Consider the following 23118-nt stretch of genomic DNA (forward strand, 5'->3'; position numbering starts at 1 on the left):
CGCAGCCAACAACCCAAAGCACAATACAAAACCACCACCGACTTCCAAGCTGCCATGGGAGAAAACAACCTCGCCAAAGCCATGCGATTCGTCACACGCAAACGTCCATGCCTCTAAAAACACGCTCATGCATACGCGCTGAACATTTGCCTTCGTCGCTCTTTAGTGTTGGCTTTGAGGCTGATTTTTGATTAAAGAGTGGGCCGGAGTTTTGATGATTTGAAAAAAGCGATGGAAACGGGAACGAACGGTTTATGAGTCTGCCGCCATCCCATGTCTTGTTGGTGGAGGATGACCTTAAAATGCAGGAGGTGCTCGGCGCCCTGTTGCAGGAGGACAACATAGTGCTCGCCAACGCCGCTACGGCGGAACAGGCATTGGCTCAGGTGCGGGAAAGCAAATTCGACCTGGTGTTGTTGGATCTGGGTCTGCCCGGCACCAACGGCTTCGAGGTGTTACGCGAGCTTAAGAGCAATCCCTCGACCCAATCGATTCCGGTTATCGTCCTGACCGCCTGGAACAGCACGACCGACAAATTGCGCGGATTTGAGCTGGGCGCGGTGGATTATCTTACCAAACCGTTCGAGGCCGCGGAGCTGCGTGCCCGCCTGTGCGCCGCCTTGCGCGCCAAACATCTGCAGGATGAGTTGACGCAGACCAACCGGGAATTGGAAGCCGCGCGAGTGGCCGCCGAAACCGCCATGCGCGCCAAGGCGGAGTTTCTGGCCAACATGAGCCATGAAATCCGGACGCCCATGAACGGGGTGATCGCGATGGCCGGTTTCCTCCGCGAGACGCCGCTGAACAACGAGCAGCTCGGCTACGTGGAGACCATCCATGCCAGCGGTCAATCCCTGCTCACGATCATCAACGACATTCTGGATTTTTCCAAGATCGAGTCCGGCAGGATGGATCTGGAACATCAGCCGTTCGATCTTCGGGCCTGTATCGAAAGCGCGCTGGATCTGCTGGTGCCCAAGGCGGCGGAAAAGCAACTGGACCTCGCCTATCAGGTGGACGACGCAATCCCCGCGATGGTTCTGGGTGATGTCACGCGGCTGCGCCAGGTGTTGGTCAACCTGATTGGGAACGGAATAAAATTTACGGCGGCCGGCGAAGTCATCATCCAGGTCAAAGTCGAGGCGTCCACCCAACCGGCCACGCTGACGCCACCGCCGGAATCAGTGCCGGCGCCGGCCAAACCTTGGGAACTTCATTTTTTTGTCCGCGACACCGGCATTGGCATTCCGTCTGACCGGGTTGACCGGCTGTTCAAATCGTTCAGCCAGGCGGACGCCTCCACGACGCGCCAGTACGGCGGCACGGGACTGGGACTGGCCATCAGCAAACGGCTCGTGGAACTGATGGGCGGGCGGATCTGGGTCGAGAGCGTGCCCCAAAAAGGTTCCACCTTTCATTTCATTGTTCCCTTGCAAGCTTCGCCCGAGATCGCGCGGTTTTCCTTGCGCGGACCGCAACCGCAATTGGCAGATTTGCGGGTGTTGATCGTGGATGACAATCCGACGAACCGTCGCATCCTCACCCTGCAAACCGGCAAATGGGGGATGATCCCGTGCGGCGCGCAGAGCGGCAGGCAGGCTTTGGAATGGCTGCGCCAAGGCGAGCCTTTCGACCTCGCCATCCTCGATATGCAGATGCCGGAAATGGATGGATTGATGCTGGCCGGGGAAATCCGCGCGTTGCCCGGAGCGCGTTCCATGCAACTCATCTTGTTGACTTCGACCGGGGTCCGCGCCGACGATCCGGCTTTCGCCCGCCTCGCCTTCGCCGGGTGCCTGACGAAACCGGTCAAACCAGCGCAACTGTATGAAACGCTGGTGCGGGTCATTTCCAACACCCAGCCGGCCCCCAAGAAAGCCGTCGCGGCGCCGGCCAGGCCGGACATCAAGCTGGCCGACCGATTGCCATTGCGCGTGCTGGTTTGCGACGACAACCTCATCAATCAAAAAGTTGCGGTGCGCCTCGTCCAACAACTGGGCTACAAAGCGGATGTGGCCAACAACGGACAGGAAGCCCTCGAGGCTTTGGAACGTCAACCGTATGATTTGATTCTCATGGACGTGCAGATGCCGGTCATGGACGGCATGATGGCCACTCACCAGATCCGCCAGCGGCAGCAGGAAAAACCTCGATTTCCCAACTTTAAGTCCCCCATCATCATCGTCGCCATGACGGCCAAAGCCATGCCGGGAGATCGGGAAAAATGCCTCGAAGGCGGCATGGATGATTACCTCGCCAAACCGATCCGGTCGGAGGATATTTATTCCATCATTGAACGATGGGGTTCCATCGCGGCCGCCGCCGTGCCGGCCCAGCCCTCGCCCACCGTGGCCGTCACTCAACCGCCGCCCGCCGCGGCCCCACCAGTGGACGCGTCTCCGGCGGTCCCCGACGCGGAGCCGCCCGTCAACATGGAACGGCTGCTGGATTTCGCGGGCGGGAGCGCGGATAATTTGCGCGAACTGATCACCCTCTACCTGCAACAAACCGGGGATCAAATCGAAAAACTCGAAACGGCCGCTCGCGCCGGCAACGCCCCGGAAGTCAAACGCCTGGCCCACAGTTGCGCCGGCGCCAATGCCACCTGTGGCATGGTCACCATCGTCCCGCTGCTGCACAAACTCGAACGGATGGGCAATGAAGCCGACTTGACCGAGGCCTTGCCGGTTTGCGACGAAGCGTTCCGGCAATTCGACCGCATCCGGCGTTTTTTGTCCGAGTATCAGGACCGGCATCTCACCAACAACCTTTCCGCTTGATCAACTCACCATGAACAAACTGCTTTTAGTCGATGACGATAAAATGATCGCCAATATCTATCGGAACAAATTTTCCCTGGAAGGCTTCAAGGTGGAAATTGCCGGGGATGGACAAGAGGGGTTGGACCTGATGCAAACGTTCCAGCCGGACGTGGTCATCCTCGATCTTATGCTTCCCAAGATGTCTGGGGTTCAACTCTTGACGGCCATTCGCGCCATGCCGGGGTGTCAAAAATTGCCGGTCATTGTTTTTTCCAACACTTATCTGAGCGGCACCATCCAAGAGGCTTGGAAAGCCGGCGCCACCAAATGCCTCTCCAAAGGCAGTTGCAGCCCGGCCCAACTCATCAAGCTCGTCCAAAACACCTTGCGGCCCCCGGCACCGGCAGCCGAGGCCGAGCTTAAAACCGTCCCCGACCAAACGCCCGCGCCGGCGACACCCGGAGACGCCGATACCGCGTTTCAGACGAAATTGCGCGAGTCCTTTATTGAAAGCTTGCCGGCGACGTTGAACATCCTGCGCGCACAGCTTCGCGGATTTTCCAAAGCCGGGAACGAATCCGAGCGCCTGAAGCTACTGGAGGAGTTATGCCGCAAGGTTCACGCCTTGATCGGCAACGCGGGCATTGCCGGGATGCAGCAGGTCGCACATTTCTCCGACGCGGTCGAAGCCCTGCTCAAAGAACTGTCCGAGAAACCCAAAAGCATCAACGCCTCCACCTTGCGCACCGTCGCGAGCGCCATCGATTTTCTCGGCGTGCTGTTTGAACCGGCTCATTTTTCCAAGAACCTGAATACCGACACGGCCAGTGTCCTGGTGGTGGATGACGAGGAACTCTCGCGGCGGGCGGTCGTTCACGCGTTGGAAAAAGCAAAACTCACGTCCGTGAGTGTGGAAGACCCGCTGGAAGCCTTGAGATTGCTTGGCGAAAAATCCTACGATCTGGTCCTGCTGGATGTTGATATGCCGGGCATCAACGGCTTCGAACTTTGCACCAAGTTGCGCACCATGCCCGCGCAAAAGGCCACGCCGGTCGTCTTCGTCACCCGCCTCACCGACTTTGAAAGCCGGGCAAATTCCATGATCAGCGGCGGCACGGACCTGATCGCCAAACCGTTTTTGTTCATGGAATTGGCCGTCAAAGCTTTGGTTTATATCATGCGCAGCCGCCTGGGCGCAAACTCGTGAACCGTGTCATTGAAGCACCGTGCCATACTCGTTTCGCAAGCCGGCGACACCCGGGACTTTGACTTTCCCCGTTTCCCTGACTAGGGTCTGAATCATGGAAACACTGTACGCGCCCTGGCGAATTGAATATATTCTGGCGCCCAAAGCGTCCGTCACCGAGCGCTCCATTTTCAGCCAGCTCGCCCAGTCAAACGATGATGCGGCCAATTACATCATCGCCCGTGACCGGACGTGCTACGCCGTCCTCAACACGTATCCTTACACCGGCGGCCATCTGCTGGTCGTGCCGTACAAACAAACTCCCGACCTCGACGGCCTCACCGACGCGGAACTCACCGATCTGTGGAAATTGACCCGCCGATGTCTCAAGGCCCTCTCCCAAGTGATGAAGCCGGACGGCTTCAACATCGGCATCAACCTCGGCAAGGTCGCCGGCGCCGGCATCATGGACCATCTGCACATCCACGTCGTCCCACGCTGGAACGGTGACACGAACTTCATGCCTGTCATTGCCAACACCACCGTCCTGCCGGAAGCTCTGGCTGATCTGGCAACTAAACTCCGCGCCGCACTCGTTCAATGAATTTTTCAATTTGCATCTTTAATTTTTGATTTCATCAATGCCTTCCGAAACACTCCATTTCGAAACCGCCCGCCTCGCCCAGCAACTTTTCAACAACGACACCCGCAATCTCCAGGCGCTCGAACACCAGCTCGGCGTGAAAGCCGCCGCCCGCGATGGCTGGATCAAACTGGAAGGCCCCGCCGACGCCATTGAACGCGCCAAGCAACTGTTTCTTCTGCTGGAAAGTTCGTTGAAAGCCGGTTCGCCCGTGCGCAATCGGGAATTTGCCCACGCCCTCGACGTCATCCGGCACGAAGGCGCGTCCACCCTCAAAGACCTGATGGCCGACCGCATCCAGACTTCCGACAAGAAAACGAACGTCACCCCAAAAACCGTCGGTCAAAAAAAATATCTCGAAGCCATCCGCCAGCACGACGTGACTTTGGGGATTGGCCCGGCCGGCACCGGCAAAACCTATCTGGCCATGGCCATGGCGGTGGCCGCCCTGCGGGAAGGCAAGGCGGCCCGCATCATTCTCACCCGCCCGGCCGTCGAAGCCGGTGAAGCGCTCGGTTTTCTGCCGGGCGACCTGTACGAAAAGATCACGCCCTATCTGCGGCCACTGCACGACGCGCTGCACGACATGATGCCGCCCGATGAAATTCAAAAAAACATGGAGCGCGGCACCATAGAAATCGCACCCCTGGCCTACATGCGCGGCCGCACCCTCAATCACGCGTTCATCATCCTGGATGAAGCCCAGAACGCCACCACCGAACAGATGTTCATGTTCCTGACCCGTTTGGGCCACGGGGCCAAGGCGGTCATCACCGGCGACATCACCCAAATCGACCTGCCGCCGCACAAATATTCCGGCCTGGTCGAGGCGCATCGCGCTCTGCAACGCATAGACGGCATCGCCATCGTGGAGTTCAGCAAGCGCGACGTGGTCCGGCATCCGCTCGTTCAACGCATCATCGCCGCCTACGAATCGCACCGGAACCAGACCAATGAGCGGTGAACTCTCGCTGCAAAACCGTCAGCGTATCCGTGCCGTCAATCTGCGCCTGCTCCGGCAAATCACGAACTTTCTCCTGACCGATCTCCTGTCCGTCAAGGATTCCAGCCTGGGCCTCCACCTCGTGGCTGCGCCCGAGATGACCCGGCTCAACGAGGACTTCCTCGACCACTCCGGCACCACGGATGTCATCACCTTCAACCACGCGGACCACGCCACCCGCCACACGCATCACGCAGCACGTCTTCACGGCGAAATCTTTATCTGCGTGGACGAGGCCGTTATCCAGTCCCGCCGGTTTCGCACCACCTGGCAGTCGGAACTGGTCCGCTATCTCGTCCACGGCCTGCTTCATCTGCGCGGCCATGACGACGCCCAACCCGCCGCCCGCCGCCAAATGAAGCGCGAAGAAGATCGTCTGGTGCGCCAGCTCACGCAGCAATTTCACCTTGCGCTTCTGGACCGCGCGACGCGATCTACTGGCATTATCCCCACTACGCGAACCAGGGCTGCAAACCGGGCGGGATCATTCGTCAGGGCGACTACAAGCTGATTGAGTTTTACGAAGACGGACACCTGGAGCTTTACGATCTCAAACAGGACATCGGCGAAAAAAATAATCTGGCCGACAAAATGCCGGACAAGGCGATGGCGTTGGAACTGAAACTCGATGCCTGGCGTCGCGATGTGAAAGCGCAGATGATGAATCCCAATACCAGTTACGATGCTGGCGCGAAAACGGGAAAGTAAACACCATACCCTCCGCCTCCTCTCGTCGTCGGCTGCCTGGCCCCGTAGCCGCCGAGGTAACGAGGTGGACTTGGAGTAGGGTTACGTCTTGGGAATCCGCCTCATTACTTCGGCGGCTACCATGCGAGGTGGCCACCAACCCCGTAGCCACCGACGTGAGGAGGTGGACAAAGGCGGCGGAAATAAAACGCTCGCAATTCTGTCCCGCCCGGTTCATGTTTGGCCATAACCAGTGCAAACGAAACCATGAAACATGGCGCCCGCTCTCTGCCTTTGCCCGCCGTAGCCGCCGCCGTTGTAGCCGCCGTTGTAGCCGCCGACGTAAGGAGGCGGATTCCCGTTCCCTGTAGCCACCGAGGTAACGAGGTGGATTCTTCCTCCCTTCCCTCCGCCTCATTACTTCGGCGGCTACATCGGTGGATTCCTCTTCTCCTCCTTTTCCTCAGCCTGACCGCCCCCGCCCAGCCCTTCACCAACTCCGCCACGCTCGCGGCGGCCCGCGACGGCACCAATCTCGTCGTCACCTACTCGCTGGCCAACACGCAGGGCTGGGTCACGCTGTTCCAGGCAGACAAGCCGGAGATGCTGCTCTCCAATGCCCAGCCGGTGGACCTCGCGCCCGCGCCCGCTTCCGGCTCGGGCCAGTTCACCGTGCCGCTCGACCCGACGGCGCCCACGCGCTTCTATCGCCTGCTCATCGAGCAATATCCGACGCGCGGCAAGGCGCTGGTGTTCGTCAACGGCCCGCTCGACTTCGACGCCATGCGCCTGACCTACGGCGCCATCACCAACAACGATCAAAGCACCAACTCCGTTCACACGAACAGCACGCCAATGATTTTCCGACAACCAGTTCAAGTCTGGCTCAACCACCTTGGCTACTACGACACCAACGGCGTTCTAGTCGGCGATAATGGTGGAATGCTGAATGGAAAATATTCGAGGCCGGATGTTTCGTCGATAGACGATCCTGGACATGGCTTTCTTCCCATTAGCCCGCTTCAGTCTGTGAGCAACGACTTTCGGGTCGACTACGCTGGCGATGCCAACGTTCCGGCCAGAGAAGCCGTTATTTGGAGCACGGAAGCTCAGATGTATTACGACGTGGACAATTACCGCTCGACACAGTTGACGGACGCATTCATTCAAGAGCTTCAACTGCCCGCTCAAATCGAACAAAATTTAATTAATCTGCAGTACCGGCCGGATTTGAATATGGGATCGCCTCCTACAATGGCAAAACCAATTCTAAGAGCTCTTGAGGATTCCGGCACCTCATCATATCTCCGTCTATACCCAATCGGTAACGCATATAGTGTTTCTTTAAGAACTCGGGCAGCAAGCTATGTTTCCTTCCCTCCACTCTCGCTCGGTTACGATTCGGAAGCCTTCGTCGGGGATTACGTTGGCTTGGTCTTCTTTTGGGTTTTTGGCACGAACAGCGGTTATGGCGGTGATGCGTTCTACGGACAGAACAGCGAGTGGATAAGCAACGTCGTTTCCCCCGTTAACAATGCTCTCTCCGCTTGGATCGGCTACCGCTATTTCGGCAATTCAGAGATTTACCGCTACATCGATTATAGCAAGCGCATCTGGGGTGGACGACCGTGCGGCGGCACCGGCATTCCGTGCGACCAAGGGCAGAACATTCGCAACGTGATGATGTTCGATGAAGCCAATACTTCGCATGACGGAGTCTTTCCTTATCTCTGGCCCGCAAATGTCGCTACTGACCCAGTGTCGGTTGCATTCTCCATTGATGACGGCCCGGCGGTGTCCGACCTGGCCGCGCTTTACATCGCCGCCATTTTTTACGACCTCGCGCATGAAGCCGGGCTGGGCTTGCACAAGACCGATTTGCTGATCTGGAAAACCATTTCGCTCATCACCGACAACGTGAACTTTCCGATGCGGGCCTTGGGCGGCAAGGTGCAGGAAGCCGCGCGCGCCCTCTGGCCAGACCCGCGCCCCGGTCGCGCCGGCCTGAGCCTTTACGAGGAAGACGTCGTCGATGTCCTCACCTCCCGCGGCATCCCGATGAACGGCGTCGCCGATTTCCGCACCAACCTGCCGGTGGCGATTGGCGTTTTTCCCGGCAGTCTGGATGTCAGCAGTGCAAACCGTTTTGGGTCGGGACATCCTGAAACTCAGCCGGCGGTCAACAGTTACGGCGCGTTCAGTGGTTTTATGAATGGCTACACGCAAACGAATGCAGCACCAACCAACTATGTCGCGTACCAATTTTACAAACACTCCAAGTACGGCCCATGTGACGAACTGCGTTTGACCGACGGAACACTCGACGCAACGACGGGCGTGTATAACAACGACGGGAGCTATTATCTCGTCCTAACAAACCGCGACCTCGGCAACCTTACTGTGCTGGCTCCTGGTAATCACATCAAATGGGCGCGAATGCGTTTCCGCTGCCCGAACGAAGCCACTGGGTTCTACGCCGAGGATGTGCGTCCGTTTGGTTTCCGGCTGATTGCGGCCACGCCCAACGGTTTTTCCTTCACCGCCACGGCACTCTCGGAAACCGCCACCAACAAGACCTATCAACTCACCATCCTCGATCCCTCCGTGGCCACGATCGGCACGGCCACGTACGCCTGGACGTTCACCGATTACTTGGGAAACACAAACAACGTGGCCGGCAGCGTCGTGTCTCATACCGCGCTCAAAGATCAACCGTTCACGTTGAGCATCGCCCGCACCCGCGCCGCCCAAACCGACACCCTCACCCTCCGCGAACGCGGCAATGATTTGGATCGCAACGGCGGGAATGCGTTTGTGAGGAATCTTGTCCCGTAGCTTCCGCCTCCGATTGTAGCCGCCGACGTAAGGAGGCGGAGGGGAAAAGGAAATTCCACCTTCTCACGTCGGTGGCTACGGTGGCTGGTGGCAGTACGAAACCGCCTCGTTACCTCGTCGGCTACGGACGTTCGCCGGCAGCGTCGTGTCTTACACCGCGCTCAAAGATCAGCCGTTCACGATCAGTATCGCCCGCACCCGCGCCGCCCAAACCGACACCCTCACCCTCCGCGAACGCGGCAATGATCTGGATCGCAACGGCGGCAATGCGTTTGTGAGGAATCTCGTGCCGTAGGTTCCGCCTCATCACTTCGGCGGCTACGGCGTAGCCGACGCCAGGCCCGTAGCCGCCGACGTAAGGAGGCGGACGGCCCGGAATCCACCTCCTTACGTCGGTGGCTACGTTTCGGTGGCTACTTCGCGGCGGCTACTTCCACGCTTGACATCTAATCCAACAGCTTCCATACCCGCCGCATGATCCCGCCGCGCAAAGGGAAACTTCCCCGGCTCGAACGTCATCATTACCAGGGCCACGCGGTCATCTTCTGGACGAACACGCTCGAAGAACGCGCCCGCGGCTGGCTCACCGCGTCCTTTCACGCCACGTTCCGGGAAGTGATGCTCCACACCGCCGCGCGCGAATACCTTTTCTGCCCCGCCTACTGCCTCATGCCGGATCATCTGCACCTGATCTGGATGGGTCTGCGCCGCGGGAGTGACCAGCTTAACGCGATGAAATTTCTGCGCACGCATCTGGAGCCGGCGCTGGGTGGCGGTCGCGCATGGCAGCATCAACCGCACGATCACGTCTTGCGCGAAGAGGAGAGGCAGCGGAATGCGTTCGCCAGTTTCTGTTTCTACACGCTGGCCAATCCGGTGCGCGCCGGCCTCGTAGCCGCCGACCAGAATCCACCTCGTTACCTCGGTGGCTACCGAACCGGCTACCCAACCGGCGTAGCCGCCGAGGTAACGAGGCGGACGGGTCAGGATCCGGAGGAATCCGCCTCCTCACGTCGGCGGCTACAGGCGGCGGAATGCGACTGGCCTTACAGCGGGGCGATCATCCCCGGCTATCCTGACGTTCATCCGCTGGATGAGGATTACTGGCCATTGTTCTGGAAACTTTACGTCGCCGAGCGCGATGCTGAAGCGCCACCGCCATCATTGCCGCCCCTCAAGTAGCCGCCGACGTGAGGAGGCGGAGGGAAAGGGGAAAAAGGAAATCCACCTCGTTACCTCGGTGGCTACGGACGGACAGAACGGAATCCACCTCCTCACGTCGGTGGCTACGGAGCTACTGATTCAAGCGGCGGCGCAGGGTTTCGATGCCCTCGCGATAGACGCTGAACACTTCGTCACGCTCGTGGTCATCGGCAAACTGGGCTTTGCTCTCGATTGAACGGATGCTCCGCTCCATCTCAGCGATGAGTTCGCGCGCCGCTTCCAGTTTGAAAACGCTGCGTCCGGTGAATTCAATGTAAACGGGACTTGTGTGCGCAAAGAGCGGCGCGCCCATCTCGTTTGTGTGAGTAATCGCCCCACCGTTGCTGACGCGCAGAGCAATCCAGCCCGGTTCGTTGGCCTCGATCGCCGTCGTCATGTCGGCTTCAAAATGTTCGCCCGCGGGATGACTGGTCACGCGTTGAACCACGAGGCCATTTTGCACCAGTTCGAGTTGTTGAAAATCCTCTCGGCTTGCGCCGTGAGCGCGAACTTCAAGGCGACTTGATTGATCGAGGCGAATCGTGTCGCCGATGTTGTGTTCGCCCAAGTGGAGTTCGAGCAAAGGGCCGTTGGAAATGAATGTCTTGCCCGCCGTCAATGCGCTCAACCAGTTTTCAACGGTCGGCGGTTTATCCAGTTGAACATAGACGCGGGAAAAATCGTAGATGAACCAGTCCGTGCCGGTGGAGAAGGGGACGCGCAAGCCGATGTTCAGATAGCGATAGAACGTGTCTTCGTAACCACCGCGGCTGCCGCCATCAAAAATGTTGAGGGCGTCGAGCTTGCCCGCCACCCAGTCGGGCACGTCCTCGAAACCGAACGCGTTGTGACACCAGATAACCGTGGCGGCATCGCTCCGGCCTTGCTCGATGCCGCGTCGCAATGTCGGCGCGTCGTTGCCTCCGCCCATGATGCCCGGTCCGATGCTCACCGGTTGAATGAGTTGCTTGATGTTCAAAAACATCACGTGCCCGTAACCTTCGCCTCCAGTGCCAAAGTTGTGACGCATTTCTTCGCCGTGGCCGAATTGGACACCGCCGCCGGAGAGACGATATAGATCCTGCTCGGAATAAGTGTTGGAAATGTAGTTCCGATCAGCGTTGATTCGTCGCAGGTAGGAAACGAAAACGAGTTCGAGGTCGTCAGCTCGGGAAACATTTTTCAAATACTCGTCGGCCTGCGCGCGTGTGAGACGATTCAAGTGCAGATGCGTGTTGCCGCTGTGCCAGCCATCGTTGGCTGCGTGATGGAAACGTTTTAGAGGCAGTACAACTTCGCTTTTGCTTTTGCCACTCAAGTCGAGGGACTTGCGTGCGGTTTCAGTTTCCAAACCGGAGAAGGCCTCGACTTGCACACGCGCGCGTGGAACAACAACAATTGTCGGTTCGACCAACGCGAACCATTGTCGAGCCGGATGAGAATTTGCAGGTTGCTTCGGTCTGCGGTTGAGCGGCAGCCAGTTGAAAACCAGAACCGGGATCGAGGGAAGCTTCGTACGCAGCCAGTGTGTCTTCGTGCGCTGGTGCCGATGTGATAGGCAGAAACAGCGTCAAGGCGAATCCAGCGAATCCCACCGAAATCAGTTGCCTCTTTGTTTTCACTAGGGTCGTGGCTGTGGTTCTGTACGAATCCACAAAATGAACTATCGCGACTTCAATTTCTTTAAATCCTCCACCAGAAACTGCGCGACGTCCTTGAACTTGGGAATGTTGGCCGGGTTGATCTCCATCAACGTCTGGTGCGCAGCCAGACAGGTGCGGGACACTTCCTGTCGCGTCGGCGTGGTCGTGGTCTGCGGCAGCGACTCCATGTTTTCCAGCGGCAACGGGTCGCCACGGACGATCTTGAAGAGGTGCGCCACGCCGAGATTTTCCAGCAACTCGGAGATGCGGGAGTTCGGATTCAGCAATTCGATGGCGGAGCCCGCCTTTGTGGCGTCCGGCGAAGCCAGTTTCAATCCGAACCCGGCCAGGACGCCGACAAAGGTGCTGTCCATCAGCAAACAGTCGGTAAGGTCGAGCAGATAACGGTCGTAGTTCTTCTGACGGAGTTCGCTGAGGAGCGTCTTGAAATTGACGCTGGAATCAAAATTAGCGCGCCCCTCAATCTTGAGCAGGACTATCCTTTCACTGACGGAAACCAGAAGTCTGACAGATGGCGTGCTCATGCGGCGATGTGCGAGTGAAATATGAATGGTGTAACCGTGACGTCAAGCAACTGCCGCGGATTCTGCCCTAAGGTCGCCGCCTTGCGCAATCTGCACCAGGGTTTGTTGCAGGATCAAAGCGTCGTCGAGGTTGCTGAAAATCAAACGTTGATTGCATTGAAGCAATAAATCCATGGCCCGCACTAGTTCTGCGCTGCTGTAACGTCGCGCGTGCGGCAACGCTTTGTAAAGGACGTACGGATTCATCGAAAGCGGATTGAGTCGCTTGTCATCGGGCAATGAATCCGCGGGGAGCCGCTCCAATTGGGCTTTGAAACGGTTATAATCGCCGTCAGCCTTTAACCAGCCTTCGCGCAGCATTTCCTTGAGGAACAACATGACACGCACCTTGGTGATCAGCCCGTATAGCAGTCCGATCTCCGACTTCTTCTTGTCAAATTGAAGTCCCCACAATTCTTCGTCCAGTGTCCGCAACACGCGCGGCAGGTCGCGGTCGCCCAGGGCATCGCCGAGCGCAAACGCATGCGCCTGTTTGTTGCGAGTGACAACGGCGTTGACGTCCTCGACTTCGATGCGGGGTCGGTCGCCGACGTAAAGAGTCAGCTTTTCGATTTCGTTGCTGAGCAGACGGGCGTTGATGCCGGCGCAGTTGACGAGTTCCGCCAGGGCTTCGTCGGAGATTTCCTTTTTCCGGGCACGCAGCGCGCGTTGGGCCGTGATCTCGGCTTCGGCGGCCCAATTCTTATCGTCAACCGACCACGCGGCAAACGGTTGAACGACGCCGATTTTTTCGATCGCTTTGTAAAATGTTTTGCGTTTGTCAACCTTGGCAGCGGTGATGAGCAGGCGGACATTTTCCCACTGAAACTCCCTCAATTCCTTTGCCACGTCCGCCAGTGTTTCAGTCACAGCCTGCGCGCCAGCGGTACGCTCATCGCCAAGAAAATTACAATTCTGAAACCAGACGACCTTGCCAGTGCCGAAAAAGGGGAGCGTCTGCAATGCCTCGCGTAACTTGGCCAGCGCTTTCAATGCTTCGCCACTGTTGGCGGCGCCAGCATCAATTATTTCATGGTCCATGCCGCCCAACTCGGTGGTCCATTGCTGATAGAGTTGTTTGGCTCGTTGACTGACGGCGAATTCGTCTTCACCACAGACGAGCACGAGTGGGCCGGACGGCTGGGCGTCGGAGGCGGGCATGGGGATTATTCCGACTCGTCGCTGTTCTCATTGATGCGCTGCAACACCTCGCTCATGTCCTCGACCTGTTCAAAAAGCGGCGTGGCGACGAAGATGGGGCGTTTCTGGGCGGCGGCGATGGCGAGGCAATCGCTGGGGCGCGCGTCAATCTCGACAATCTTGCGGGCCAGTTCGTTCTGTTGCTGGAGAATCAGACGCGCGTAGTAAGTTGCGTTTTTCAGTTCCGTGATGATAACGCGTTCGACGGTGATGTTGAATCCTTTGAAAATGTTGGCGATCAAATCATGGGTGAGCGGTCGTTCCTTGGGCTGGTCGCGCAGAAACATGCCGATGATGGCCCCCATGTTTTGCTCGACGTGGATGACGAAGACCTTCTCATCATTCCCGACGAAGATGGCGCAGCCACTGTTGGCCGGCAGGATGCCGCGAATCTGCACGGGCAAGACATCGTTCTTCATGTCTTCAGCTTATTGCGCTTGGGAAAAAAAACAAGTCCTTCAATTGAAATAACCGCGAAGCATGTCCGACCGCCGACACCGTCGTCTGAATCCGGTCTGCATGAAAATGCGTTGCCAAGGGGGAAACGCTTCGCCCACAATGACCCCTGTGAATCTGCGCGAACAAATCATTTCGCTCGACGGTTTGCCGGCATGGCGAAGGACATCGCGTTCCGCCGGGAAAAAGCTCGTGGTGACGAATGGTTGCTTCGATTTGTTGCACGCCGGTCATGTGATGTATCTGGAGGCGGCGCGTAATCACGGTGACCTGCTGTTGGTGGGGGTGAACAGTGACACGTCCGTGCGCGCGCTCAAGGGCGAGGGCCGCCCGCTCAACGCCGAAGCAGATCGCGCGCTCGTGGTGGCGGCGTTGCAGAGTGTGGGTTGCGGCTGCATTTTTCCGGAGCGCGAAGCCACCCGGTTTTTGTCGCTGGCCCAGCCGGATGTTTATGTCAAAGGCGGCGATTATACGCTGGAAACCCTCAACCAGGAAGAACGTCGCGCGGTGGAAGGCGCCGGTGGAAAAATCGTCGTTACGCCGCTCGTGCCGGGTAAATCGACAACTGCGCTGTTCGGAAAAATGAACGCAGGCTGATATCCCGCCCACTTTAGGAAATGGGCAACTGCCGATGGAAAATTGTTCTCGCCTTAGCCTCAACGCGTTCGTTAGACGATGATTTCTTTTACCACGCGACCACTCACGTCAGTGAGACGAAAGTCGCGGCCACTCGAACGGTAGGTGAGCCGCTCGTGGTCAAGTCCCATGAGATGCAGAATCGTGGCGTGAAAATCGTGAACGTGCACCGGCTTTTCCGCAACGTTGATCCCGTAATCGTCGGTCACGCCGTGAGTGATGCCGGGTTTGACGCCGCCGCCCGCCAGCCATGAGGAGAAGGCCCAGTGATGGTGCTCGCGGCCTTTGGCTCCGGGATCTTTGTTAAACGGCGTGCGGCCAAATTCGGTGGTCCACACCACGAGCGTGTCATCCAACATGCCGCGCGCTTTCAAGTCTTTGAGCAAGCCGGCGATGGCCTGATCCACGTTCTTCGCCAGTGGGGTGTGGGTAAGCATGTCGCCGTGGGCATCCCAGTTGTTGGAAGAACCAGAGTCGATCAATTCAATGAAGCGCACGCCGCGTTCTGCCAGCCGCCGCGCCACCAAGCATTGCCAGGCAAATCCTTTGGTGCTGCCGCGTTCGAGTCCGTAAAGTTGCAGTGTCGAGTCCGATTCCCGCGACAGATCAAACGCTTCCGGCGCTTCCGTCTGCATCCCGAACGCGGTTTCAAAAGATTTGATCCGCGCTTCCAGTTGCGAATCGCCGGCGCGGCTTCTCAGGTGTTGTTGATTCAATGACTTCAGTTCCTGCAATTGCAACTCCTGCAACTTCGCCGAGGGTGCGCGCCGGTCCAGATTGGCAATGGGCACAGCGCCGGGAATGACGCGCGTTCCCTGATGATGAGCAGGCAGGAAATTCGAATCCCAAACCTGTTCGCCGGCGTACGGCGAATGGGGCGCAATCACCATGAACGAGGGCAGGTTCTGATTAATCGTTCCCAGCCCATAACTGACCCAGGACCCGATGCTGGGTCGGGCAAAAGTGAACGAGCCGGTGTGCGTTTGCAATGTGGCCTCGTAATGATTGGTGTGATCGGATTTCATCGAGCGGATCACACAGAGATCGTCCACACACTCCGCGATGTGCGGAAACAGATCGCTGACTTCCGTGCCGCACTTGCCGTGCGGTTTGAACGGCCATTGTGGTGTTTTGAGGAGCATCGAGTAATCACCCGGCTTGCCTTGAAATTCATTCACGGAAACAGTTTTCCCGTGGTCCGCAAACAACCTGGGTTTGGGATCGAACGAATCGACATGCGAAACCCCGCCGCTCATGTAAAGAAAAATGACCCGCTTGGCGCGCGGCGGAAAGTGGGGCGGTTTGGGTGCGAGTGGATCGGAGAGGATACGGCCGTCCTCTTCAGCGGAAACCAATTGCGCCAGGATTCCTGAAAGCAAAAGCGAACCGCCTGCCAGCCGGCGAATCATCTCCCGGCGTGTGCAGCCATAGGTTGAGTTGTTCATAGTGTTGTCTTCAATCAACATAACAGAATTCGTTGCTGCTGAACAGCACCCCCGCATAACTCGCCCAAGCCATTTCCAGATGCTTCGAGGCCGGGATGCTGGTCGTTGTTAACTCATCAAGACAATTGCGCAGATAATTTTCTACGGAATGAACTTCCGCATCCGATGGCGCACGACCCAAGGCGAGTTGGTAGGCGAGGATGATTCGTTGATGATCGTCGGCACGGGCGTTGATCAATCGCGTGGCGAACTTTTCGGATTGTTCATGGACGAAAGGATCATTCATGAAAAAGAGCGCTTGGAGCGGCGTCGTGCTGACCGCTCTTGCGGCCGTACTCTCGTTCGCGTCGGCGCCGTCGAACAAGGCCAGATACGGATGCCGTTTGATCCGTTGAACCATAAGATAGACGCTGCGCTGCTTGCTCTCATAGACGGCAAGGAACGGTGCGTGCTGGGTAAAGTTCCGTCTTTCCGCCGGCGGAAAGGAATGAGCGCCGCCCACCGTCAGGTCCAGATCGCCGCTGACCATGAGGATCGCGTCGCGCAAAGATTCCGCGTCGAGCCGGTGCCGGGAAAAATTCCACAACCACTCATTATCGGGATCACACGCAAAGTTTTCAGCATCATTCCCGCTGGAAAGTTGATAGACCCGCGAAAGCATGATCAGCCGATGCATGGCCTTGACCGACCAGCCGCTCTCCACGAACTGAGTCGCCAGGTAATCCAATAATTCAGGGTGCGTGGGAGGTCGGCCTTGTTTGCCGAAATTATTCGGAGTGCGCACGATGCCAGCGCCGAAATGATGCTGCCAGATTCGATTCACCATCACGCGCGCGGTCAAAGGATTCCGCAGGCTGGTCAGCCACTCCGCCAGTTGCAATCGCCCGCTTCCCGACGTGTTGGGAGGCAACTCCTGACCACCGAGCACCTGCAGGAAGCGACGCGGCACTTCGAGACCAGGTTTATCCGGGTCTCCTCTCAACTGCATGCGAGCGTTGTGCGGCGTGCCTTCGACCACGCCGTAAGCCAGTTCGACTGGTCCATCCTCGAGTAAGGCCGTCAGTTCCCGTTTGGTTCTTTCGAGGTCGGCCTTCCGTGTTACAATCTGTCGGCGAAGCTCGTCAGCTTTTGCGCGACGTGATTCGCCATCACCATCCGCCAATTGAACCGCGCGAGCCTCCAACGGTGGCAGGGGCATTTCACGCACCGCAAAATTATCAGCATCGAGTGCCGGCTTCACGCCCTCAATGTGGCCATAGCTGTCGATGAACGTGTAATCCACCGCGCCATCCCAGCCGCTCGCGAACTCGCCCTTAAAACCGATGCTCTCAGCGTCCGTTGTAGGCGAGGAGTTTATTGCACGGGGCGAGTCAGGCGTTGCGATGGTGCCGGTGTAAGTTTTGTCTTTGAGATTTAACTCGAGCTGGATCTGATACCATTGACCGATACGCACCGGGCAAACGGTTTCACGGGCATTGGCGCTGCGGCGGTAAAACTCTTTTCCATTAAAAAAGAGCTCCACGGCTGCCGAACCGCCAGCCCCATGTCCAAGGTAAAACCGCCATGAACCGTCACCGCCCGCGTCATTGTTCACACAGCGGAAATCGAAACTTGCGAACAGCTTTTCCGTCTTTTCCCTTTTCCAGGTGTTGGTGAGTGTCTGACCAAATCCGTTGTAATCACCACTGTTCGGCAAACGCACGCCAAGTTTGCCGGGTGGATATAGATTGCAGAACGGGCTTTGCGCCGCCGATGAAATCCCGACGACGCTTTTTGGGCCAGGTCCCCACGGTTTTGTGGGCGGCGTGTCGTCCGCCTGCAATTCGAAATCGCCATCAAGGCCCACGAGGGATTGCAACTCATCGGCGAGCGCAACGGTACTGGCTTCACCGGTCGTCGAGCCAAGGGACGCCAGCGAGATCGAGACCGGTGTGATCGATGTTTCCTCGACCGCAAGGTTGTCGAGTTCAATGCCGGGAAGCGCTCCCTCTGTGCCGCCACGGGAATCGACGGCCACAAAATCAATCGTGCCCGGCCAGTTTGCCGAGAGCTGTTTGCAGTTGAAAGGGATGTTGGCGCCCGTCGTGGCGATGGTACCGGAAACAGTGTTCCCGCTGAGATTGAGCCTAAATTGCAGGTTGTGCCATTGGTTCGGTTGCAAACGGCAGATGGTGTCGAGAGTGTCGCTGGAGCGAATGGAAAGGTCAGTTGAGGAGATGAGGAATTCCACCGCGGGTAACGACGGTTGCGCTCCGATCCAAAAGCGGTGTGCCCCGCGCGTAGCGGCATTGTTGGTTGGGATTCGGAAATCGAGGTTCACGTGCAGTTCGTGGCAAGTGTCCCGGCTGCGCGGAGGATGCAGCGCTTGCGCCAGGAAATATCCATTCGTGGTGGACGGGACATTCACGCCGACTTTTCCCAAGGCATACCGGTTCTTGAAAGGGCTTTGCGCCTCCTTCGTGACCGCGATGTTTCCCGCGTAAGTCCACGGCGGCACCAGGACGCCTTTGCTCCCGCCCGCGGCAACTGCTTGCATCTCGAAATCCCCATCCAAATCGTCGAGCGAGCGCAGTATCGTGGCTGGCACCGGTTGCTTTGATCGTTCGAGGTTGTCCGACAGCGACGCGACTTGTGCCTCAAACGCGCGCCATTTCGACATTGATTCCTTCACCGGCAGCAATGGAACCAGCGCGCGATGCTTTTGCTTTTGCTCCGAGCCGGGGAACGCGTAACGGGTGCTATCGAAGATTCCGTAAAGGGCGTAGTAATCGGCAATCGATACGGGATCGTACTTGTGATCATGGCAACGCGCGCAACCGAGCGTCAAACCGAGGATGGACTTTCCCAAAGTGCCGATGGTGTCCTCGATCGTCAGGTGGTGATAGTTTTCACTGTCAAAACCGAACCGGCGGGAAATCGCCAGGTAGCCGGTGGCGATGACGTTCTCCGCGTATTTTTCGCGCGGCGCGTTTTGCGCCAGGATATCGCCGGCGATTTGTTCGCGAATAAATTGATCGTACGGTTTGTCCTGATTGAAAGAGTTGATGACGTAGTTGCGGTAGAGATAGGCTTGAGGCACGGGATAGTCGGCCGTTTCACCAGCCGTGTCAGCGTAACGAACCACATCAAGCCAATGTCGTCCCCACCGTTCGCCGTAGTGCGGCGAGGCCAGCAATCGATCCACAACTTTGGCGAAGGCTTCCGAGGATTTATCTTTGAGAAAGGCGTCGATTTCGTCAGGAGTTGGTGGCAGGCCGATCAAATCGAACGTGGCGCGACGAATCAATGTGCGCTTGTCGGTTGGCGGTGCCGGGTTGAGTTTTTTCTCTTCCAATCGGGCCAGGACGAAACTGTCGATGGGCGACAGTATCCAGCGGGCGTTTTTAACTTTGGGGATGGGAGGCGTTTGTGGAGATTGAAACGCCCACCACTTGGAAGTTTCGAATTTCGAGTTTCGAGTTTCGAGTTTGACCGCTCGTGGATCGGGTGCGCCCATTTTCACCCACGCTACCAGATCAGCAATCTGCGCGTCCGGGAGCTTCTTGTCCTTGTGCGGCATTTGCAGATCCTTGTCGGTCTGGCGAACCGCTTTGATGAGCAGACTTTTTTCCGGGTCGCCGGGAACAATGGCCGGGCCGGTGTCGCCGCCTTTCAGCAATCCTTCGCGCGTGTCGAGGAGCAACCCGCCTTTGACCTTCTCGCTTTGTGCGCTGTGACATTTGTAACAATGCTCGACCAGCAGCGGGCGGATTCTTTTCTCGAAGAATTCAACGCCATCGTCGCCTGCGGCGCCGAAAGCGTCGAACAGCCGCGCGGACAGCAAAACAAGAATCGCGATGAATAACTTCAAACCGGACATGGCTGTTGGGTCTTATACAACTGTACGGAGATGAAGGGAAGACTCTATGATGGCCTGCTGGATCTGATTGGGATTGAATCGGCCTCTGGAATGTCATAAGAATCGAGCCAATGGAAAAGCCTCATAAGCCCGACACGGTTCTCGACGAATCCGGAAATCCAATTTCTAAACCGGCGGACACCGTCGACGATCTAAACCTGCCACCAGGAACTCAAGCACTCATCGAAACACGACTAAATGGTGCTTTAGATATGCTCCGGAATGATGCACAAACGCACCGAGAATCGCTTGCCAAGAGTAATGAATCGAAGCTCGAAGAGCTAGCAAAGAAGAAATGGAAACCGCTGGCTACGGTAGGATGGACAATTGCCGCGATACAGTTTGTTGCGATGTTAATCGGGCTCTTCAAAGGCAGTGGGATTGAATCGGCCTCTGGAATGTCATAAGAATCGAGCCAATGGAAAAGCCTCATAAGCCCGGCACGGTTCTCGACGAATCCGGAAATCCAATTTCTAAACCGGCGGACACCGTCGACGATCTAAACCTGCCACCAGGAACTCAAAGAACAAGCGACCTGGATCGCGACATCTCCAATAAGCAGGCAAGCCTTGCCAAAAAACAGATTGCTATCGACATGCAGCAGCATATCCAGGAATTGCTGGTTGATGCGAAAGGCGCGGGCAGTTTAGCCGCATACCGTGAAATTCAATCACTTGACCGACAGACTAATTCTGTTAGCAATACGGCGAAAGCAGCGGTGACAGAAATCAATTTGTTCTTCAACGCATATGCGTATGGCAATTTCCTCAATCGCGTTTTTGCGGATTCAACCTCGGCTGTTGGAATTGAAACGCCAGTCGACCAAGCTGTCTTCGAGTTAACATCCCCGTGGTGGACTCAGCGGGAAACTGCTGCCTATAGACTGGCAGAGCTAAAGAAGGATAACACCATAGCCCATCTTTGTGAGGCGCTGATCGTCGAGACCAACCTTTTCGTTGTCGCCAAGATTACGAGGGCTCTGAACGAAATCACAGGCCAGAGCTTTCAAGCACTAGAGATAGAGTCGGTGGAGAAATGGTGGAATGCGAATAAAGGGTTGATCAAGTACCTCTCCCCGTATCGTGAGCTTAAGGTGTTTTTTAATTCGGATGGAACCCATACATTCTACATGGGTACTTCAGGAGCAAAGGATTCACTGGCCCCGCTCAAGAGGGTGAGCACAGCCGAGCCGGCTGCATGGTGGGCGCGGAGTTTACTCGGCTCTTCTTACATGGTGCTAGGGGATATGGAGAATGCCGAGAAGGAGTTCGCGGAAGTCGAAAAAGCATTGCCTCACTATGGAGAACTGCAGTTTAACAAGGCATACATGTATCTCATTCAATACAGGGGTGAGAAAGCGGTCGAACCCTTAAACAAAGCGCTCTTGGCCAGACCGAGCCTCGAGAAGAAAGCCCGCGAGCTTTTTCCGCGCGAGTTTCTATCAGATCCGCGAATGAAATGGCCGAGTGCTGCGACAAATTCGAATAATCCAAATAGCGTGAAGGGATTCTGAGTACACTCCGAAAGAGTTCAGTCAAAATCAATTCTTGTTATTGGCTCGGTTCGGCCTCGGCGCAATCGCGCAACTTAATCAGGACATCACCACATTGCGCGTGACTCAAGCGAGAGCGTTACCAAATCACGCGGACCGGGTAGGCTTTGAACTCCGGGTCGGCGGATACGACTTCCCAGTTCTCGTGGTTGGCTTGAGCAATTAACAAACGATCGAACGGGTCTTTGTGATGCAAGGGCAGATTTTCCAAAGCCAGCGCGTGCACAAGTTGGACGGGCAGGATTTGCAGACCGTTGGTCGTTTGATGACTGGTAATGGTTTCGGCGAGCGAACGGCGCAGGCGCAATTTGCCCAGGGTGATTTTAATCTGCATCTCCCACGCGCTGGCCGCGCTCAACCAAAGCGTGTTGTTGACGTCGGAGCACGCGTTCTTTGCGGCGGCGGAAAGTTTGGCCTGTTCGCTGTCCAACCAGAGAAGGACCTGGGTGTCGAGCAACAGGTTCATCCGGCTTTTTCACCCAGCCAAAACGAATCCGGCAGCGGCGCGTTGAAATCGTCGCTCATCCAAATCTCGCCCTCGTGCAAACCGAAGATGCGCGGGCCTAACTTTGCGGGCGCGACAACGGGCACGAGGCGGGCTTTGCCTTTTTGCGGGTCCTGGATGATGACTTCATGACCCGCTTGCGCAAGTTCGAGCAATTGAGCGAGCTTGCCTTGGGCTTCCGTGACGGACAGCGTCATGCTCATGGCAAAACATTACCTGCGGCCGCACAAACTGCAAGGCTGGAGATTGGCACGTCGAACCAGGACACCTTCGCGTTACGCGTTACTCAAGCGAGGATGGGATGGATCACGTTACCATAGACATCCGTGAGACGATAATCGCGGCCGTCGTGGCGATAGGTGAGCCGCGTGTGGTCAAGGCCCATGAGGTGCAGGATCGTCGCGTGCAAATCGTTGACATGGACCTTGTCTTTGACCGCGTGCCATCCGAAATCGTCGGTTTAATATTGTTTGGTTTTCTCCCCTTGACATTCTAGGTAAGCGCCCTACACTCCCCTAGAACATCTAGGAAAGACTATGCCAACCACAAAAGCTGAACTCTTACAAGGGACATTGGACCTGCTCATCCTGAAAACCCTCGCTGCCGGGCCGATGCACGGTTACTCCATCGCTCAGCGCATCCAGCAACGCTCTGACGATGTGCTCGTGGTGGAGGAAGGCTCGCTCTACCCGTCGCTTTATCGAATGGAGGAGAAGGGGTGGATTGCCGCGGAGTGGGGCAAGTCGGATAACAACCGGCGGGCGAAGTTTTATTCGCTGACACGCGCCGGGCGCAAGCAACTGGAGGAGGAAACGGCGATCTGGGAGCGCGTTTGCCGCGCTATCACGCTGGTGTTGGAGACGGCCTGACCTCGAACTCA

The 23118-nt window shown here is 57.1% G+C and carries 21 protein-coding genes and 1 pseudogene; 13 read left to right on the forward strand and 9 right to left on the reverse strand.

The genetic code is table 11. The features are described 5' to 3' along the window. The first annotated feature begins 254 nt into the window (after nucleotides 1-254). The 9 genes from HY298_12695 (at nucleotide 255) to HY298_12735 (ending at nucleotide 10298) form a co-directional block, all read left to right on the forward strand. Nucleotides 255-2780, forward strand: a complete 2526-nt coding sequence (locus HY298_12695; protein MBI3851115.1) for a response regulator — start codon at nucleotides 255-257, stop codon at nucleotides 2778-2780. A 10-nt stretch (nucleotides 2781-2790) separates the two neighbouring features. After that, nucleotides 2791-3969, forward strand: coding sequence for a response regulator (locus tag HY298_12700; protein ID MBI3851116.1), 1179 nt, complete (start codon nucleotides 2791-2793; stop codon nucleotides 3967-3969). 94 nt (nucleotides 3970-4063) lie between these two features. Continuing rightward, on the forward strand, nucleotides 4064-4552 hold the full coding sequence (locus HY298_12705) for an HIT domain-containing protein (GenBank protein ID MBI3851117.1): 489 nt from the start codon (nucleotides 4064-4066) through the stop codon (nucleotides 4550-4552). Nucleotides 4553-4589: 37 nt separating this feature from the next. Beyond that, the gene (locus HY298_12710; protein MBI3851118.1) at nucleotides 4590-5555 is read left to right on the forward strand and encodes a PhoH family protein; all 966 of its coding nucleotides are present in this window, start codon (nucleotides 4590-4592) and stop codon (nucleotides 5553-5555) included. Further along, nucleotides 5545-6105 carry an rRNA maturation RNase YbeY gene (gene ybeY / locus HY298_12715; GenBank protein ID MBI3851119.1) on the forward strand — a complete coding sequence of 187 codons (561 nt, stop codon included), beginning with the start codon at nucleotides 5545-5547 and terminating at the stop codon, nucleotides 6103-6105. The genes HY298_12710 and ybeY overlap by 11 nt, the downstream gene beginning before the upstream one ends. After that, nucleotides 5994-6302: a DUF4976 domain-containing protein gene (locus HY298_12720; GenBank protein ID MBI3851120.1), complete on the forward strand. Its 309-nt coding sequence runs from the start codon at nucleotides 5994-5996 to the stop codon at nucleotides 6300-6302. The genes ybeY and HY298_12720 overlap by 112 nt, the downstream gene beginning before the upstream one ends. 246 nt (nucleotides 6303-6548) lie before the next feature. Next, the gene (locus HY298_12725; protein MBI3851121.1) at nucleotides 6549-9116 is read left to right on the forward strand and encodes a hypothetical protein; all 2568 of its coding nucleotides are present in this window, start codon (nucleotides 6549-6551) and stop codon (nucleotides 9114-9116) included. Between the two features lie 145 nt (nucleotides 9117-9261). Further along, on the forward strand, nucleotides 9262-9411 hold the full coding sequence (locus HY298_12730; GenBank protein MBI3851122.1) for a hypothetical protein: 150 nt from the start codon (nucleotides 9262-9264) through the stop codon (nucleotides 9409-9411). Between the two features lie 179 nt (nucleotides 9412-9590). Beyond that, entirely contained in the window at nucleotides 9591-10298 is a 708-nt protein-coding gene (locus tag HY298_12735; GenBank protein ID MBI3851123.1) for a hypothetical protein, read from the forward strand. A gap of 112 nt (nucleotides 10299-10410) precedes the next feature. Here HY298_12735 and HY298_12740 read toward each other — a convergent pair whose 3' ends face one another. The 4 genes from HY298_12740 to HY298_12755 form a co-directional block, all read right to left on the reverse strand. Next, entirely contained in the window at nucleotides 10411-11694 is a 1284-nt protein-coding gene (locus HY298_12740) for a CehA/McbA family metallohydrolase (GenBank protein MBI3851124.1), read from the reverse strand. Between the two features lie 288 nt (nucleotides 11695-11982). Then, nucleotides 11983-12507, reverse strand: coding sequence for an STAS domain-containing protein (locus HY298_12745; GenBank protein ID MBI3851125.1), 525 nt, complete (start codon nucleotides 12505-12507; stop codon nucleotides 11983-11985). A gap of 42 nt (nucleotides 12508-12549) precedes the next feature. After that, on the reverse strand, nucleotides 12550-13707 hold the full coding sequence (holA, locus tag HY298_12750; protein ID MBI3851126.1) for a DNA polymerase III subunit delta: 1158 nt from the start codon (nucleotides 13705-13707) through the stop codon (nucleotides 12550-12552). Between the two features lie 5 nt (nucleotides 13708-13712). Continuing rightward, nucleotides 13713-14165 (reverse strand): bifunctional nuclease family protein, encoded by a 453-nt coding sequence (locus HY298_12755; protein MBI3851127.1) that lies wholly within the window; start codon nucleotides 14163-14165, stop codon nucleotides 13713-13715. A gap of 139 nt (nucleotides 14166-14304) precedes the next feature. On the opposite strand from HY298_12755, the gene HY298_12760 reads away from it, so the two are divergent. After that, nucleotides 14305-14799 (forward strand): adenylyltransferase/cytidyltransferase family protein, encoded by a 495-nt coding sequence (locus HY298_12760; protein ID MBI3851128.1) that lies wholly within the window; start codon nucleotides 14305-14307, stop codon nucleotides 14797-14799. Nucleotides 14800-14870: 71 nt separating this feature from the next. On the opposite strand, the gene HY298_12765 is transcribed toward HY298_12760, so the two are convergent. Both HY298_12765 and HY298_12770 read right to left on the reverse strand, forming a co-directional pair. Next, nucleotides 14871-16283, reverse strand: a complete 1413-nt coding sequence (locus tag HY298_12765) for a DUF1501 domain-containing protein (protein MBI3851129.1) — start codon at nucleotides 16281-16283, stop codon at nucleotides 14871-14873. 10 nt (nucleotides 16284-16293) lie between these two features. After that, nucleotides 16294-20142 (reverse strand): PSD1 domain-containing protein, encoded by a 3849-nt coding sequence (locus tag HY298_12770; protein ID MBI3851130.1) that lies wholly within the window; start codon nucleotides 20140-20142, stop codon nucleotides 16294-16296. Between the two features lie 110 nt (nucleotides 20143-20252). Between HY298_12770 and HY298_12775 the strand changes: the two genes are divergently transcribed. Continuing rightward, nucleotides 20253-20588, forward strand: a complete 336-nt coding sequence (locus HY298_12775) for a hypothetical protein (protein ID MBI3851131.1) — start codon at nucleotides 20253-20255, stop codon at nucleotides 20586-20588. A gap of 11 nt (nucleotides 20589-20599) precedes the next feature. Continuing rightward, on the forward strand, nucleotides 20600-21694 hold the full coding sequence (locus tag HY298_12780) for a hypothetical protein (protein MBI3851132.1): 1095 nt from the start codon (nucleotides 20600-20602) through the stop codon (nucleotides 21692-21694). Nucleotides 21695-21812: 118 nt separating this feature from the next. On the opposite strand, the gene HY298_12785 is transcribed toward HY298_12780, so the two are convergent. The 3 genes and pseudogenes from HY298_12785 to HY298_12795 all read right to left on the reverse strand — a co-directional run bounded on the left by HY298_12785 (nucleotide 21813) and on the right by HY298_12795 (nucleotide 22698). Further along, a complete protein-coding gene (locus HY298_12785; GenBank protein ID MBI3851133.1) occupies nucleotides 21813-22199 on the reverse strand; it encodes a type II toxin-antitoxin system VapC family toxin in 387 nt (128 codons plus the stop codon). Further along, nucleotides 22196-22441 (reverse strand): type II toxin-antitoxin system Phd/YefM family antitoxin, encoded by a 246-nt coding sequence (locus HY298_12790; GenBank protein ID MBI3851134.1) that lies wholly within the window; start codon nucleotides 22439-22441, stop codon nucleotides 22196-22198. Before HY298_12790 ends, HY298_12785 begins: the two co-directional genes overlap by 4 nt. Nucleotides 22442-22524: 83 nt before the next feature. Continuing rightward, nucleotides 22525-22698: pseudogene (locus HY298_12795) on the reverse strand (DUF1501 domain-containing protein). Between the two features lie 76 nt (nucleotides 22699-22774). On the opposite strand from HY298_12795, the gene HY298_12800 reads away from it, so the two are divergent. Further along, on the forward strand, nucleotides 22775-23107 hold the full coding sequence (locus HY298_12800) for a PadR family transcriptional regulator (GenBank protein ID MBI3851135.1): 333 nt from the start codon (nucleotides 22775-22777) through the stop codon (nucleotides 23105-23107). Nucleotides 23108-23118: the final 11 nt, after the last annotated feature.

The sequence above is a fragment of the Verrucomicrobiota bacterium genome (genome assembly GCA_016200005.1).
Lineage (GTDB): Bacteria > Verrucomicrobiota > Verrucomicrobiia > Limisphaerales > PALSA-1396 > PALSA-1396.